13 protein-coding genes are annotated in these 17,514 nt (G+C 40.5%); 11 read left to right on the top strand and 2 right to left on the bottom strand.

Translation table 11 applies throughout. From position 1 onward, the window contains the following. Positions 1–16: 16 nt before the first annotated feature. Both DCO56_RS27690 and guaB read right to left on the bottom strand, forming a co-directional pair. Positions 17–2,296 (bottom strand): ATP-dependent helicase, encoded by a 2,280-nt coding sequence (locus DCO56_RS27690; protein WP_108636923.1) that lies wholly within the window; start codon positions 2,294–2,296, stop codon positions 17–19. 141 nt (positions 2,297–2,437) lie between these two features. Continuing rightward, the gene (gene guaB, locus DCO56_RS27695) at positions 2,438–3,913 is read right to left on the bottom strand and encodes an IMP dehydrogenase (protein ID WP_108636924.1); all 1,476 of its coding nucleotides are present in this window, start codon (positions 3,911–3,913) and stop codon (positions 2,438–2,440) included. Between the two features lie 223 nt (positions 3,914–4,136). On the opposite strand from guaB, the gene DCO56_RS27700 reads away from it, so the two are divergent. The 11 genes from DCO56_RS27700 to rodA all read left to right on the top strand — a co-directional run bounded on the left by DCO56_RS27700 (position 4,137) and on the right by rodA (position 17,503). After that, positions 4,137–4,613 (top strand): hypothetical protein, encoded by a 477-nt coding sequence (locus tag DCO56_RS27700; protein ID WP_108636925.1) that lies wholly within the window; start codon positions 4,137–4,139, stop codon positions 4,611–4,613. A 258-nt stretch (positions 4,614–4,871) separates the two neighbouring features. Next, the gene (gene secDF / locus DCO56_RS27705; protein ID WP_108636926.1) at positions 4,872–7,859 is read left to right on the top strand and encodes a protein translocase subunit SecDF; all 2,988 of its coding nucleotides are present in this window, start codon (positions 4,872–4,874) and stop codon (positions 7,857–7,859) included. A gap of 115 nt (positions 7,860–7,974) precedes the next feature. After that, positions 7,975–8,409 carry a MarR family winged helix-turn-helix transcriptional regulator gene (locus DCO56_RS27710; protein ID WP_108636927.1) on the top strand — a complete coding sequence of 145 codons (435 nt, stop codon included), beginning with the start codon at positions 7,975–7,977 and terminating at the stop codon, positions 8,407–8,409. A 5-nt stretch (positions 8,410–8,414) separates the two neighbouring features. Then, positions 8,415–9,419, top strand: coding sequence for an NAD(P)/FAD-dependent oxidoreductase (locus tag DCO56_RS27715; RefSeq protein WP_108636928.1), 1,005 nt, complete (start codon positions 8,415–8,417; stop codon positions 9,417–9,419). Between the two features lie 2 nt (positions 9,420–9,421). After that, positions 9,422–9,754 (top strand): 2Fe-2S iron-sulfur cluster-binding protein, encoded by a 333-nt coding sequence (locus tag DCO56_RS27720; protein ID WP_108636929.1) that lies wholly within the window; start codon positions 9,422–9,424, stop codon positions 9,752–9,754. Positions 9,755–10,006: 252 nt separating this feature from the next. Beyond that, on the top strand, positions 10,007–11,314 hold the full coding sequence (locus tag DCO56_RS27725; protein WP_108636930.1) for an NAD(P)/FAD-dependent oxidoreductase: 1,308 nt from the start codon (positions 10,007–10,009) through the stop codon (positions 11,312–11,314). A 452-nt stretch (positions 11,315–11,766) separates the two neighbouring features. Beyond that, positions 11,767–12,789: a rod shape-determining protein gene (locus DCO56_RS27730; RefSeq protein ID WP_028071379.1), complete on the top strand. Its 1,023-nt coding sequence runs from the start codon at positions 11,767–11,769 to the stop codon at positions 12,787–12,789. A gap of 92 nt (positions 12,790–12,881) precedes the next feature. Then, a complete protein-coding gene (gene mreC, locus DCO56_RS27735) occupies positions 12,882–13,724 on the top strand; it encodes a rod shape-determining protein MreC (protein WP_108636931.1) in 843 nt (280 codons plus the stop codon). Beyond that, the gene (locus tag DCO56_RS27740; protein WP_108636932.1) at positions 13,717–14,235 is read left to right on the top strand and encodes a rod shape-determining protein MreD; all 519 of its coding nucleotides are present in this window, start codon (positions 13,717–13,719) and stop codon (positions 14,233–14,235) included. Before mreC ends, DCO56_RS27740 begins: the two co-directional genes overlap by 8 nt. 27 nt (positions 14,236–14,262) lie before the next feature. Further along, on the top strand, positions 14,263–16,245 hold the full coding sequence (mrdA, locus tag DCO56_RS27745) for a penicillin-binding protein 2 (protein WP_108636933.1): 1,983 nt from the start codon (positions 14,263–14,265) through the stop codon (positions 16,243–16,245). Further along, positions 16,238–17,503 carry a rod shape-determining protein RodA gene (rodA, locus tag DCO56_RS27750; RefSeq protein WP_108636934.1) on the top strand — a complete coding sequence of 422 codons (1,266 nt, stop codon included), beginning with the start codon at positions 16,238–16,240 and terminating at the stop codon, positions 17,501–17,503. The genes mrdA and rodA overlap by 8 nt, the downstream gene beginning before the upstream one ends. The last annotated feature ends 11 nt before the right edge of the window (positions 17,504–17,514 follow it).

Here is a 17,514-nt window from a genome sequence, read left to right on the forward strand (position 1 = left end):
TCGTTTTGGTATTTTATTATTGAATTATTCTAAGTTTTGCAAATTTAAGCAACAATTGTTTCTGTCCCAACTCCTTAAAGAAAATAGTTGCTTTTATATCTCCTTTATTTCCTTCTAGGTTGACAACTTTACCAAATCCGAAGCGTTCATGTTCAACTTCCATGCCGACCTGAAGATTTGATGTATCAGAAGGAGCAAAACCCGCAGTAGGTTTGTGGGCTTTGGGCAGTATAGACGTTGTTTTAACCATTGGCTTAGGCTTAGGTTTCGAAAACACATCATCACTGTCCTTTTGTTGCCACGCGACTCGTTCGCCTTGAAAACTTCCGGCTGAAGCGGAAGTTTGTCGGGGTTTAAAATCCAATGCAAGACAAGCAGGATTCAGTTCATCCAAGAAACGACTGGGTTCGCAGTTATTCAACGTCCCCCAACGATATCGCGAAGTAGCATACGAAAGTAGTAATTTTTTTTCAGCTCTGGTAACAGCAACGTAAAAAAGTCTTCGTTCTTCCTCCAATTCTGTCCTGGAATTCAATGACAACTGAGATGGAAACAGATTTTCTTCCAAGCCTACAATAAAAACAACCGGAAATTCAAGTCCTTTAGAAGAGTGTATGGTCATCAAAGAAACGGTGTCTGCATTCGGATCTTTATCGTTGTCATCATTGGTCAATAAAGCGATATCCTGCATGTATATGTCAAGGCCACGGTCTTCAATATCTTCCCGTTCCGAAAACTCTTTGATACCATTGAGTAGCTCCTGAATGTTTTCATAACGTGCCAGTCCCTCTACCGACTTATCTTCATAAAGTTCTTTCAATATACCACAGTGCTGCGCAATATGCATCGCCGTGTCAAACGCATTGCTATTTTTAGCCAGGGCCTGAAAACTTTGTACCATCTGTGCGAAACCTCCCACGGAAGTCGCACTGCGACCGTCCAGGAAATGTGCCGCATTGGCCACCACATCCCAAATGCGATATTGGTTCTGATCGGCAGCAATCATGATCTTTTCAATCGTTGTATCTCCGATTCCCCGACGTGGGTAGTTAATAACGCGTTTCAATGCTTCCTCATCATTGGGATTGAAGGTAAGACGGAAATACGCGATCAGGTCTTTAATTTCCTTCCGTTGGTAGAAAGAGGTACCACCATAGATCTTATAGGGTATATTGATCTTGCGCAGGGCTTCTTCCATCGCCCGTGATTGCGCATTGGTCCGATAAAGAATAGCAAAATCTTTGTAATTGAGTCCTTTCAGAGATTTCTCTTCAATAATCTGATCTGCAACGATTTTCCCCTCTTCATTATCGGAAAAAGCACGTGAAACCTTAATTTTTTCACCTTCTTCATTATCCGAAAAAACATTCTTTTCCAGCTGGTTCTGATTATTGGCGATCACCGAATTTGCCGCATTGACAATCATTTTGGTGGATCTGTAATTCTGCTCCAATTTAAAGATCTTGACATCTGGATAATCTTTCTGGAAGTTCAGGATATTCTGAATATTGGCCCCCCGGAAGGCATATATTGACTGCGCATCATCACCAACGACACATATATTTTCATTGACGGCGGCCAGTCTTTTGACGATTAGGTACTGCGAGAAGTTGGTATCCTGATACTCATCAACCATCAGGTAACGAAATTGATGCTGGTATTTATGCAATACCTCCGGGTGTTTATTCAATAAAACATTTGTTTTGAACAGGAGATCATCAAAATCCATGGCACCCGCGCGATAACAGCGCTGTGCATAGGTCATGTAAATCTGCCCCAATTGCCCGCGCCCATTCGAAATATCTTCGGCCAATATGGCCTCATTTTTATTGTATTCCTGTGGAGAGATCAAATTATTCTTGGCTTGTGATATGCGGCCATAGACATGATTGACATTGTATAATTTGTCATCCAGGTTCATCTCCTTGAGAATGGCACGCAGCAAGCTTTTGGTATCGTCCGTATCGTAGATGGTAAAATTTCGGGGGTATCCGATCAGTTCAGCTTCTACCCGAAGTATTTTTGCGAATACGGAGTGGAATGTTCCCATCCAAATATTTTTCGCTTCGCTTCCTACGACAGATACAATACGCGCGCGCATCTCTTTGGCCGCTTTATTCGTAAATGTCAATACCAAAATATTGAATGGATCAACGCCTTTTTGAATCAAGTGTGCTACACGGTACGTAATTACCCGTGTTTTTCCTGAACCAGCTCCTGCAACAATCATGACAGGGCCTTCTGTTTGCTCTACGGCTCCTCGTTGTGAAGGGTTTAAACCCGCTAAATAATCCAAATTAACTCCTTAAATTTTAAAACCTGAGAATAGGGTATAAAAGTACAAATTTCCTATCGATCACTAAGGCAATCAAGCCAATATTTTTGCACAAAAAAATCCGACAATTTAAAATCGTCGGATTTTTATCGTGTCATTTGTTTAGCCTCTGCTATTATAGTTTGGCGCCTCTTTTGTAATAGAGATATTATGTGGATGAGACTCTCTCAAGCCAGCACCTGTAATGCGAACAAATTGCGCCTGCTGTAGCTTCTCGATCGTTGCAGCACCACAATAGCCCATTGAAGCACGCAAGCCACCGATATACTGATAGACAACTTCAGCCAACGTGCCTTTGTAAGGAACGCGTCCGACGATACCTTCCGGAACCAACTTTTTGATATCATCCTCCACATCCTGGAAATAGCGGTCTTTAGAACCTTTTTCCATCGCTTCGATAGATCCCATACCACGGTACGATTTAAATTTACGACCTTCGTAAATGATTGTCTCGCCCGGAGCCTCTTCTACTCCGGCAAATAAAGAACCCGCCATAATCGTGCTTGCTCCAGCAGCAATAGCCTTTGCGATATCACCTGTTTGTTTGATACCACCATCGGCGATCAATGGTACTCCTGTTCCTTTAAGTGCTTTAGCTACTTCATACACCGCATACAGCTGAGGGACACCCACACCTGCAATAATACGGGTTGTACAGATCGAGCCAGGTCCGATACCTACTTTTACGGCATCAGCACCAGCTTCAGCCAATGCTGTTGCAGCTGCGCCTGTCGCGATATTCCCGACGATCACCTGTAGTTCTGGAAACTTGGATTTTACCAATTTTAACTTATCGATTACACCTTTAGAATGCCCATGTGCAGTATCAATGGTCACCACATCCACACCGGCTTTTACCAAAGCTTCCACCCTGTCCAAGGTATCTGGAGTAACACCTACTGCAGCACCTACTAACAAACGGCCGTGGCTATCTTTGGCAGCATTGGGATAATGCTTATATTTTTGTATATCCTTAAAGGTGATCAACCCCTTCAAGATGCCTTCGTTGTTGACAACTGGAAGTTTCTCGATTTTTTCGTTCTGAAGGATTTCCTCTGCTTTGACCAAATCCGTCCCTTCGGGAGCAACGACAAGATTATCTTTTGTCATCAGCTCACTGATCGGACGAGTCATATCTTTTTGGAAACGAAGGTCACGATTGGTTACGATACCCACCAATTGGCCTTTTTCATTCACTACTGGAATCCCCCCGATCTTATGTTCCTTCATAATATTAAAGGCATCTCCAACATTAGCAGTCGCTAATAGTGTTACGGGATCTTGGATCATACCACTCTCAGAACGCTTTACTTTGCGCACCTCAGCGGCTTGTTCTGCAATAGTCATGTTCTTATGTAACATACCAATACCGCCCGCTTGTGCTATAGCAATTGCTAAATCAGCACCAGTTACCGTATCCATTGCTGCAGAAACCAATGGAATATTTAATTTGATTTTTTTTGTCAGCGAGGTACTCGTATCGACGTCACGTGGTAAAATTTCAGAATAAGCTGGAATTAATAAGACGTCATCGTAAGTGAGACCTTCTGCTACGAATTTTTGTGGATCTAATTGCATGGCAAATATGTATTGGGTTTTCTATTTGCCAGGCAAATCTAAGAAAAATAAGCAATATTAAAAAATATAATATACAAATTACAATCCTAAGACAAATTAGAACGATTATGAATTGACGCAATTAAGCCTTCCAACGGATTGCCTCTTTTTTTTTGGCAAGCTATTTGCTTTTGGTTACACGAAAAGTAATTTTAATTAATGAAAATATAAAGTAAAGATAATTATGAAAAAGACATTACTCTCATTAGCTGCTGTTGCAGCATTAGCATTTGGAGCACAAGAAGCGAAAGCTCAATCTCCACAACGTGCCGCTATCGGTGTTGTTTTTGACGGAACAGGTGGTGATCTTTGGGGTGTTCAATACAAGCAATCTTTTGGCGGAACAAATAATGGTCAAGCACAAGTGATGTTTGATGATAACATTGTTGCTGTAGGAGCTGACTATCAATACGCTAGACCATTCCGTGGTGTAAATGGACTAGGATGGTATGCAGGTATTGGTGCGCAGTTGACATTTCTTGACGCTGGAAATGACGATATGACGCTTGTTGGTTTGAGACCACAATTGGGTTTGGAATTTAAAATCCCTGCTGCTCCTATCGGATTTCACGCAGACTGGAAACCAGACTGGAGATTAAATCACGGTAATGATTTCGACGCTTCAACTTTCACTTTCGGTATTAAATATACATTAAGATAGTAGAAAGAAAAGATAAAAAAGGCTCTGTTCAAGTTTGAACAGAGCCTTTTTTTTGTAAAATAAATTCCTTAAATAATTTCTTTTTTTCAGCAATTCTTCTAATTTTATGCCTTTGACCTAAATGGCATAAATAAAGCTTTTCATTCTACAAAAATTTTATACCTTTGCCATTCTTGGTAAAGTGTGATTAAACAAGAACTAATTATCAATTACATAAACAGTATTTAACATTAAAATTAATACAATTAATAACAGACGATGCAAGGTAAAGGGCTGATTAAACTTTTAGTGATAGTGGTGTCATTAGCGTGTCTATACTCCCTATCATTTACTTGGGTGACCCGCAAGGTGGAGCAGGATGCTGAGAAATTTGCCAAAGGAGATTTGGCAAAAGAGAAGAGCTATCTAGACTCCATGGCAGGTGAGGTGGTGTATAATTTGGGTTTTGCGAAATACACCTATAGGGAAGCAAAAGCAAATGAACTGGCTTTAGGCTTGGATTTAAAAGGTGGTATGAATGTCACCATGGAGATCTCATTGGATGAGTTGATCCGTAATCTGGCTAACAATCCAAAAGATGAGAAATTCAACAAAGCGTTGGAACAAGCGGTAGCAAAAAGCAAAACCAGTCAAAAAACGGTCGTTGCTTTATTCATGGAAGAGTACAAATCCATTGGAGCTTCTACCCCACTTTCAACATTCTTTTCGACAAAAGACAACGCTTCTTTAATTAAACCGGGTGATTCCGATTCAAAAGTTGAATCATTCCTTCAAAAAGAAGCCGACAACGCCATTCAAAATTCTTACAAAGTACTACGTACACGTATTGATAAATTTGGTGTTGCTTCGCCAAACATTCAGATTCAACAGGGTACAAACCGTATCTTAGTTGAGCTCCCGGGTGTAAAAGACGAAAGCCGTGTTCGTAATCTACTTCAAGGTTCGGCGAAATTGGAGTTCTATGAGACCTATACCAATCAAGAAGTTTATCCTGTATTAGAAAATATTGACAGAACGTTAGCAACTACTTTAAAAGCTGCGACAACTGCGACAAACAAAACTGCTGCTGACACAACGAAAAAGTCAGACGATTTATTGTCCAACTTAACCGGTGGACAGAAGGACACGAAAGCTAAGAAAGATAGTGCAGCACTTAATCTAGGTCAGAAAAACCCATTGTTTGAAGTTTTACGCCCCGCTGTTTATATGGGCGAAAACCAGCAAATGGCACTTATGCCTGGTGCAATGGTTGGTATTGCTTCATTGAAAGATACGGCCAAAGTAAATGCTTATTTGCAACGCCCAGAAGTAAAATCAATTCTTCCAGGTAACTTAAAGCTTTTATGGGCTGTAAAACCAGAGCAAAAAACACCAGAGCAACTTTCCTTATATGCAATCAAAGCCGTAGGGGCAGATAATGGCGCTGTATTGACAGGTGACGTCATCACTGATGCAAATGCAAACTTTGATGAGAAAAACCAACCTGTTGTTGGTATGCAAATGAATACCGAAGGTGCACATGCATGGAAGAAAATCACAGCAAAAGCGGCTCAAAATAGAGATGCCATTGCGATTGTATTAGATAACGTAGTGTATTCCGCACCATCTGTTAATGGTGAAATACCAAACGGAAGCTCATCGATCTCAGGTTCGTTTACTGTAGAGGATACAAAAGATTTAGCAAACGTATTAAAAGCTGGTCGTCTTCCGACTACAGCTAAAATCGTTGAAGAAGCAGTTGTCGGTCCTACATTGGGACAGGCGGCAATTGATGCAGGTATCAATTCAGCAGTAATCGGTATTATCGTGGTGATGATCTTCATGATTGCTTACTACAACACGGCAGGTATCGTGGCTAACATTGCTGTATTGTTGAACGTATTCATTATCATGGGGGTATTAGCCTCACTCAATGCCGTACTGACATTACCTGGTATCGCTGGTATCGTATTGACAATGGGTACCGCCGTTGATGCTAACGTACTGATCTATGAACGTATCCGTGAGGAATTGGGCTTAGGAAAATCAATTCGTCAGGCAGTTGCTGATGGTTATAAACACGCTTTACCATCTATCTTAGATTCACAGATTACCACATTCTTAATCGGTATCATCTTATTCTTATTCGGTAGTGGTCCAATTTTAGGTTTCGCAACAACATTGATGGTTGGTATAATTACATCATTGTTTACAGCAATACTTGTAACACGTGTTATTTTTGAATGGATGCTGGAAAAAGATATTAAAATTAAAGTATCTTTCCCTTGGTCTGCAAATACCTTGCATAATGCAAACTTCAAATTCGTTCAAAAACGTAAAGTATTCTATGCAATCTCTGTTGTAGCAGTATTAATTTCCGCAGCTTCAATTTTCACAAAAGGTTTCAGTTTAGGTGTAGATTTCCAAGGAGGACGTACCTATACGGTTCGTTACGATAAACCAGTTGATCCAGAAGCTGTTCGTACCAGTTTGGATGATATCTTCCAAAAAACAACTGAAGTAAAAGTATTTGGTGCATCCAACCAACTTCGTGTGACAACAACATATCATATCGAAGAAACTTCCGATGCTGCCGATAAAGAAGTATTGGATAAGTTGAATCAAGGATTGTCTAAAGTAGATGCTTCCAATAAGCATGAAATCCTGTCTTCACAAAAAGTAGGACCAAGTATCGCATCAGACATCAAGTCAAGAGCGACTAGTTCAGCAATCTTCTCCATTATCATCGTAGCGGCATATATCTTAATCCGTTTCCGCAAATGGGAATACTCTGTTGGTGCAGCAATTGCAACCATCCACGATGCCATTATTCTATTGGGTTTATTCTCCATATTAGATGGTATTGTACCATTCTCTTTGGATATCGACCAACACTTTGTGGCGGCCATCTTAACAGTAATCGCATACTCGGTGAATGATACCGTGGTTGTATTTGACCGCTTAAGAGAGTTCGTATCAAAACCTAATGCGCATAACGAAGATCTTGGCGAGGTTGTCAATCACGCAATCAACTCAACATTGAGTAGAACAATCATTACTTCATTGACGATTATTTTCGTTCTTGCGGTGTTGTTCATCTTTGGTGGTGAGGTTATCCGTGGATTCTCATTCGCGATCTTAATCGGTGTTATTGTAGGTACCTATTCTTCCATTATCCTGGCTGCGCCTTCTGTATACGACTTACGTAAAGGAAAGCATTTAGCTGAAGGTAATGCTGCAAAAAAAGCTGAAGTAGTAAGACCATAATAAGATTAAAAAATATCAGGGAGAGGCGTTCAAGTTTTTGAACGCCTTTTTTATTGCATTCAGATTACTTGTTGCACTAAATATTTTAAATATATTTGTCATACTAAATATTTGTATGCTAAACGAAAAATTCGACCGTTATTCCTTCATACTGGATCAAACCGCCAAGAAGGTAAAACAATTCGCACAATCTTCTTTTACGGAAAAGGGATTTGATATTACAGTGGATCAATGGGCTGTCTTAAAGGCACTCTACGAAACCGAACAGCTATCGCAGAAAGACTTAGCCAGACGATGTGGCAAAGACCAGCCTACATTGACGCGTATCGTGGATATTCTACTGAAGAAAGGTTTGGCCGAGCGTGTCATTGATGAAACAGACCGTCGGAGTCTCTATCTTCATTTGACGGAAGAGGGAAAACTTAAGGTTGCATCCCTATCCCCCATCGTTGCAGAAATCCGGATGAAAGCATGGGAGAAACTGACGGAAAAAGATTTCGAGGATTTTACAAGAATATTAAACACGATCTATAACAATTTAAATGTATAATAGCTATGATAAATACTGACATCTGTATCATCGGTGCTGGACCAGTAGGGTTGTTTGCTGTATTCGAAGCTGGACTTCTAAAAATGAGATGCCACCTGATTGATGTTTTACCTCAGGTTGGCGGTCAATTATCCGAAATATATCCACATAAACCGATTTATGATATCCCTGGCTACCCGAGCATCACCGCACAGGAACTTATCAATAATCAACTTGAGCAAATAAAACCTTTTGCCCCCAGTTTTACATTAGGCGAACGTGTCGAACATGTCGAACGGCAGGATGATGGTTCCTTTATCCTCTCCACGAGCGATCAAACAAAAGTTCATGCGCAAGTGATTGTCATTGCAGGTGGATTGGGCTGCTTCGAACCTCGTAAGCCTGAAATTCAAAACCTGCATCTCTATGAAGGTAATGGTGTGGATTATATGGTAAAAGATCCTGCAAAATACAAGGACAAACGGATCGTTATTGCCGGCGGGGGCGATTCTGCACTGGATTGGACTTATCATTTGGCTGATATTGCCCAACAAGTTACACTTATTCACCGGAGCGACTCATTCCGCGGCGCCCCCGATTCTGCGGAAAAAGTTTTTAAATTGGCACAAGAAGGTAAAATCAATTTACTTTTGTCCCATAATTTAAGTAATCTACAGGGTAACGGAAACCTTACGGCTATTGAAACCGTAAGTAAGGAAAAAGAAACAATTGCGGTCGAAGCCGATTATTTTATTCCGTTATATGGCCTGACACCCAAGCTTGGCCCAATTGCTGACTGGGGACTAAATATTGATAAAAATGCGATTGAAGTCAATACTTTTGATTACTCGACCAATGTCGAACGGATCTATGCCATTGGTGACATTAACACTTATCCGGGCAAGCTCAAACTCATCCTATGCGGATACCATGAGGCGGCCTTAATGTGCCAAAGTGCTTTTAAATTTGTTTATCCCGATCAAAAATTGACCTTTAAATACACAACCGTTAATGGTATAAATACATTTTAACCATGGAAGATAATTTGATTCAAGTAACTGTTATCGATCGTGACGGTACAGAAAATACAATAGACATTCCGACCGATGTCAACCTTTCCTTAATGGAAATTCTGAAAGCATCTGAATACGATATACTGGCCACCTGCGGCGGCATGGCCCTATGTGCCACATGCCATGTCGAAGTCCTTGAGGGGCTGGATAATCTTCCGGAAGCCAGCGATCAGGAATTGGATATGCTTGACACCTTACCTGATGCCGACGAACAAAGCCGGCTTGCCTGTCAGTTGCATCTCCATCCGAATAACAACGGTATGAAAATCAAGCTGAAAGGTTCGTTGCAATAACAAAGTCATTGTGTATAAAATACACAATGACTTTGTTATCTGTGCAAGTTTTTTTTAGGAGTCGTTCTAGGGTATAAAAGACTTAAAACCAAAACACTACAAAATATTTTATTAAAAGAATTGACCTCGTAACGATAAATTTCACAACGTATTGCCATAATAAATAAATATTTTTTAGCTTTTTGGTTCAAAATTTAAGATATTTGCAGCTTAATTCGATTGTACGAATTTTTACAACAAACTATTAAAAATATGCCAAGCAATAGTTCAAATAGAAAATTCCCAAGAGTAATCATTATTGGTGCTGGATTTGGAGGAATTGAAGTTGCTAAAAAGCTTAAAAATAAGGAGGTTGAAGTTCTCTTATTAGATAGAAACAACTTTCACACTTTTCAACCATTAATGTACCAAGTTGCTACGGGTACTCTATCGGCGGACTCTATCTCCTTCCCTGTCCGTAAAATGTTCAAAAATCAGGATAACTTCCATTTTAGACTTGCCGATGTCAAAAGCATCGATAACGAGGCTAAAGTTGTTAAGACTGATATTGGAGATTTTGACTACGATTATCTGGTTGTTGCTACTGGTGCAACGACAAATTTTTTCGGCAATCAGCAGATCACCAAATATGCTTTGCCGATGAAAAATATTCAGGAGGCCCTTAATATTCGGAGCTACGTACTTCAGAATCTTGAAGAAGCGGTAATGATCCCTAATCCTGAAGATCGCAAGCCTAATCTGAACTTTGTGATCGTGGGTGGTGGCCCTACCGGAGTAGAGCTTTCTGGTGCTATTGCGGAAATTAAGAATAATGTACTGGAAAAAGACTATCCTGAATTGAAGAAATCGGAAATGTCTGTTTACCTGGTGGAAGGTCTACCAAAAGTTTTGGCCAATCTCTCGGAGAAAGCATCAAAAAATTCGGAGAAATATTTAAAAGATCTTGGTGTTGAAGTACTGTTGAACGTACAGGTAACCGGATACGACGGTAACTCCATTACTTTCGCAGATGGCAGAAGCATCGAAACAAAAACAGTAATCTGGGGTGCGGGTGTTGCAGGTCAATATCCGGATGGATTCAAAAAGGAAGTTATCCAACGTGGTAACCGTATACAGACAGACGATCAATGTCGTGTTATTGACATGCCGGGGGTTTATGCCATTGGTGACGTATCAGCATTTATTACAGATGATCTACCTCGTGGTTTACCGGGTGTTGCTCCAGTAGCACAACAGCAGGGAGGATATGTGGCCAAACACATCCTTCAGACAATGTCCAATCAACCCACGGAAAAATTCAGCTATTTTGACAAGGGCTCAATGGCCACAGTAGGGCGTAACAAAGCTGTGGTTGACATGGGCAAAATTCACTTCAGCGGCTTCTTCGGATGGATGACCTGGATGTTTGTCCACTTGATGTCCATTTATGGATTTAGAAATAAGTTGATCACATTTGTAAACTGGTCGGTGAAGTTTTTCACGAAAAACAGTGGTGTCCGCTTAATCTTCCATAAGTATGATGAGCCTAAACCGGAAGAACAAGCCAAAACGATACAATAAAGTCGATCACGAAATCATTATAAAAAAACAGCATCGCCTTGTTTTTCAGTCAAAAAAGAATGCCATTATTTTCAATAAGAATAATGGCATTCTTCTTTTCTCCCCTCCCCCAAAAATGATCGAAAGCTGATCAAAAAAAATTATTCCCTATTAAAATTGACGGCCAATTTTCATATAGTTGTCAAAGCCACTATCTAGAGAACAACAGCACTTATTTAGGTGGCAAATATTTCAAAAACACATTTTTAATTCACATTTCGTATTGCATCCAATAAAAAATAAGTTAGCACAAGAAGTAACAATTGTAGATTATATTCGTTAAATTTAGAAACGGTTTTTTCCAGATAGAATTTACTTGCAGAATATAGTTTTTTTTGATGTATAACCTCAAAAAGATTAATTTTTTTTGTGTAGGTTTGCATATTATTTTAAAATAGCTTAAGGATTAGCAAATGGGCTTATTTAATTGGTTTACGCAAGAAGTTGCGATTGACTTGGGTACTGCGAACACCCTAATAATTCATAATGACAAAGTAGTAGTGGATGAGCCTTCTATTGTTGCATTTGACCGCACCACAAACAAAGTGATTGCCATTGGTCGACAGGCCATGCAAATGGAAGGTAAAACACACGACAATATAAAAACGGTACGACCTTTACGTGATGGCGTAATTGCTGATTTTACGGCTGCTGAACATTTGATCAGAGGGATGGTGAAATTGGTCAACAATGGTAAAAGTTGGTTTTTCCCATCTTTACGCATGGTGGTCTGTATTCCATCAGGTATCACTGAGGTGGAGAAAAGGGCTGTACGTGATTCTGCGGAGATCGCCGGAGCCAAAGAAGTTTATCTAATCCACGAACCAATGGCTGCTGCTGTAGGTATTGGCATCGACGTGGAAGAACCAATGGGTAATATGATCATTGATATTGGTGGCGGTACGACAGAAATTGCTGTCATCGCACTATCCGGTATCGTCTGTGATCAATCCATCCGTGTAGCGGGTGACAACTTTGACTCTGACATTGTTCAATACATCCGTAGACAGCACAATATCATGATCGGTGAACGTACTGCTGAGAAGATTAAGATTGAAGTTGGGGCTGCACTTCCTGAGTTACAGGAGCCACCTGCAGATTTTGCGGTACAAGGTCGTGACCTGATGACTGGTGTCCCGAAACAAATTACGGTTTCTTATACAGAAATTGCCCATTGCTTGGATAAATCAATTTCTAAAATCGAAGAAGCCATCTTAAAAGCACTTGAAATTACGCCACCGGAGCTATCTGCCGATATTTATCAAACAGGTATCTACCTGACTGGTGGTGGTGCGTTATTACGTGGTTTAGATCGTCGTATTCAAGCGAAAACAAAACTTCCAGTACACATTGCCGAAGATCCTCTTCGTGCTGTTGTCAGAGGCACCGGTATTGCGCTTAAAAATATTGGTCGATTCAAATTCTTGATGCAATAATTAACGTTCGATAATTAACAAGATTTTATTAAAGAGCGATATAATATGCAAAACTATTATATCGCTTGCTTATTAAATACCCACAATAAAAAATGAGAAACCTTTGGTTATTCCTGAGACGATATAATGCATTCTTTTGGTTTATCCTATTTTTTGGATTCTCATTATTTATGATTATTACCAACAATTCGTTTCAACGCAATTCTGTGTTAAACTCTTCCAACCATGTAATCGGCAGTCTTTATGCAAAAATAAACTCCTGGAAAAGCTATTTACATCTGGGGGAGACAAATGATGCATTAGCAAAAGAAAACGCTCAATTACGGAAAGACCTACAGGCATATAAATCGACCGACAGTATCAAAATTGGTCCTGTGCCGGTTATGGATAGCAGCGAATTTGGCCGTTACCAATTTGTTATTGCAAATGTAATCAACAATAGTATCCATCAAAAAGCGAATACAATTACCTTGGATAAGGGCAGTAAAGATGGGATAGAAAAAGGAATGGGGGTCATCGCACCCAATGGTGTTGTTGGTATCGTATTAAACGTTTCGCCGAATTTTTCTACAGTACAGTCCCTCCTACACCCCGATACCCGCATATCGGTAACCTTGGGCCACAGTGAGGTCTTTGGATCTTTAGTTTGGGGTAACAATATAGATTATCGGGCCGCAACAGTGAAGGAAATTCCTAATCATATCAAAGTAAACAAAGGCGATAAAGTCTATACCTCAGGATATTCAGGACACTTCCCCAAGGGTATTTTTGTAGGGACAGTTATTCAAACAGGCATTTCATCCGGAGATGCATTCTTGGATCTTCGCATTCTTTTAAGCACCAATTTCTCCAATCTACAGCATGTATATGTCGTAAAGGATTTATTAAGTAATGAATTAAAAACATTGGAGGAATCGACTAAGGACAATGGCTAGGATTTTAATATTTAACATTATTCGATTTATCGTCTTGATTGGAATGCAGGTATTTTTATTCCAAAATATCGGTTATTACAACTTGGTTGCAGCGTTTCCTTATATTTTATTCATCTTCTTGCTACCAACGGGAACACCTAATTTTCTGGTGTATCTGATCGCATTTCTAACGGGACTAACGGTAGATTCTTTCTACGATACGCTGGGGGTCAATACTGCCGCATGTGTAGCCTTGGCTGCCTTCCGCATTTTCTTTATGAAAATCACGCTTGAGGTGGAGGAAAGGGATTCCTTTCTTACTCCAATGTTGGGATTGATGAATGTGAGATGGTTTTTTTCCTATATCTTTTTCGGTACATTGATTCACCATACTTTCCTGTATCTACTGGAATCTTTCTCCTTTCAACATATTCAATACACACTGCTCAGTATTGTTTTAAGTTGTATATTTACAGTAATTATCATGCTATTATTTAGCATATTATTCTACAAAAAGAAAGATCGGTTGTAGTAGATCGATGGATAGAAATTTATTTCTATGAATAGTTTTTTTGCTCGCAAGTACGTCATTTCCGGAATCTTTGTTGCCATTGCGCTGACTTTGGTCGCCCGCCTATTTTATTTACAGATCATCGACGATTCCTATATACATTCGGCCAATAGCAATGTCATGCGCAAGGTCATTGTTTACCCTGCAAGGGGTGTAATTTTGGACCGCAAGGGTAAGGTATTGGTACAAAATGAGCCTGTCTACGATTTGATGGTAACGCCGCGCGAGGTGAAAGAAATTGATACAGCTCTGTTTTGCAAATTAATCGAGATCGACAAAGAAGGCTTTATTAAACGGATGGATAAAGCTAGGGCACACTCCCCGTACAGGGCATCAATTTTTGAAAAGCAGTTATCCGCCCGGACCTATGCAAAATATCAAGAATATCAATACCAATTCCGTGGATTCTATGCTGTGAATAGAACAATCCGGAGTTACCCCGATAGTATAGCTGCACATTTTCTAGGTTATGTAAGAGAGGTTGACACCAATGACATCAACAGATCCAATGGGTTTTACCGTAGTGGCGACTATATAGGCAAAAGTGGTGTTGAACGTTCCTACGAAGATCTGATCCGTGGTAAAAGAGGGGTTAAAAATTTAATGGTGGATGCACTAAATCGTCCCAAGGGCATATTTATGGAGGGAAAATACGATACCCTGGCCGTTGCCGGCGAAGGACTTATCTCATCTCTAGACAAGGATCTACAAATATTAGGTGAAAACCTCATGAAAAATAAGTTAGGTTCCATTGTTGCCATTGAACCGGCAACAGGCGAAATCCTGGCTTATGTAAGTAGCCCAAGTTACAACCCTAACATGATGGTGGGAAGACAATTTGGAAATAGTTACATGCATTTATTAAATGACCAAACAAAACCCCTTTTTAACCGCCCCATTCAAGCATCTTATCCTCCAGGTTCTGTTTTTAAGGTTGTTTCGGCCTTAACGGCGCAACAAGCTGGCGTCATCGACCGTAATACGGTATTTTTCTGTCCACACGGTTATAGTTATGGTGGCGGACGAGGTTGGATGGGCTGTACCCACTATCATGGATCAACGACCTTACAACGTTCTGTCGCAGTTTCCTGTAACACCTACTACGGGTTTACTTATGCAAAGATGATCGATGGCCGTGGTCTTTCCGGCCCGAAAGCTTACGACCTCTGGCGAAATGCAGTCACACAGTTTGGAATCGGACACAAATTAGGGATAGATCTACCCGGGGAGAAAGCAGGTTTATTGCCTACATCGGAATTTTATACAAAACGTTACGGCAATGACAAGTGGCGTTCAAGCTTTAATATCTCTTTATCCATTGGACAAGGTGAAATGGGTATCACGCCATTACAAATGGCCAATATCATGGCTATTGTCGCGAATAGAGGTTTTTATTATAGACCCCACCTTATTAAAGGTATCGGTGCGCAAAAAATCGCCAAAAAGGAATTTACGGAAAAGATAAGCGCTGGTGTAGATGAACGATATTATCCTGTCGTGATCCAGGGAATGAGTGATGCCGTAAACACACCTGAAGGGACAGCTTGGTCAAATCGAATTCCCGGGATTGAAATGTGCGGAAAAACAGGTACGGCACAAAATCCACACGGTGAAAATCACGCCGTATTTTTCGCATTTGCCCCGCGGGAAAATCCCAAAATTGCCATAGCGGTATTTGTTGAAAATGCAGGTTATGGCGGTACTTGGGCAGGTCCGATCGCCAGTATGATGGTGGAGAAATACTTAAAAGATACCATTACGGCACCAAAATATATTCAGGACCGCATCTATAATGCAAACTTTCTCCCTGCACCGAAGAAAGTAATAGACCCAAAAAGTAAAGATGTCAAGAAAGCGGATTCGATCAAATCAAAAACAGATACTGTCAAATCAAAACGTCAAGTGGCGGCCCTGGTCAAACCAAAGGAAACAATTGTTCACCATAGCGAGGTAAAGAGAAGATATGAATAATCAAAAAAATAGTTTCTTTGGAAAAATTGACTGGCTGACAATCGTTCTTTGGCTTTCGTTGTGTCTGATCGGTCTTTTCAATATCCGTGCAGCTGTTTTTAATCCAGATATGCCCGGTTTTTTCAGCTTGGGGACCAACTATGGAAAACAGTCTTTGTATCTTGTTTCGGCGATTATACTAGGTATATCCATTTTGATCATAGATGCCAAGTTTTTCAGTTCAGCTTCACCGATATTCTACGGAATAACGGCGATCTTACTTGTCATTGTTTTGGTTGTCGGCCGAAATGTAGGTGGAAATCAAGCTTGGATTGATCTGGGGTTCTTCCGGTTGCAACCATCGGAATTTGCCAAACTCTCCACCTGTCTGTTGCTCGCCAATTTTTTAAGTGCCCAGAGCAATAAAGCCCCCACTATGCAAACCTTGGCCATGGGTGCAGGCATTGTACTATTCCCTGTATTCCTCGTTATGCTACAGCCCGACACGGGATCTGCATTGGCTTTCTTTTCCTTAATTTTCGTTTTTTACCGCGAAGGTTATGTGAACAATGAATTACTGATCTTTGGTGGCCTGTGCATCTTGCTTTTCGTTTTGGCGTTGTTATTCAATCCATGGATTCTTATTTTAGTCTTGGCGGCTATCATTGGATTTTTTATGTGGAGCTTCCGAAAAAAGAGGAAATACATTATTAACCTAAGCATTCTTTTCGCAGCCTGTACAGCGTTTATACTATGCGTCGACTTGGTTTATGACCATGTATTGCAACCACACCAGCGCGATCGGATCGACATTATTTTAGGCAAAACGGAAGACCTCAGAGGAAAGGGCTATAATTTGAACCAGTCTAAAATTGCCATTGGATCAGGTCAATTTTGGGGCAAGGGATATTTACAGGGTACACAAACCAAGTATAATTTTGTTCCCGAACAGAGTACAGATTTTATCTTCTGTACCGTAGGGGAAGAATGGGGATTTGTCGGTTCAGTAACACTGATTACAATCTATCTCACCCTGCTCTTGCGTATCATTCATATCGCGGAGCGACAGCGTTCGGCATTTGCCCGAATCTACGCTTACGGCGTGGCCTCCATCCTATTTTTTCACTTGTTTATCAATATCGGAATGACCATAGGAATCATCCCTGTCATCGGAATTCCATTGCCTTTTGTCAGCTATGGAGGCTCCTCACTCTGGAGTTTCACCATACTGCTCTTTATCATGCTCAAATTTGACTCCAATAGAAAAGGAGTCGTATAGTTTGCAGTCGG

Source organism: Sphingobacterium athyrii, from assembly GCF_003071065.1.
GTDB lineage: Bacteria > Bacteroidota > Bacteroidia > Sphingobacteriales > Sphingobacteriaceae > Sphingobacterium > Sphingobacterium athyrii.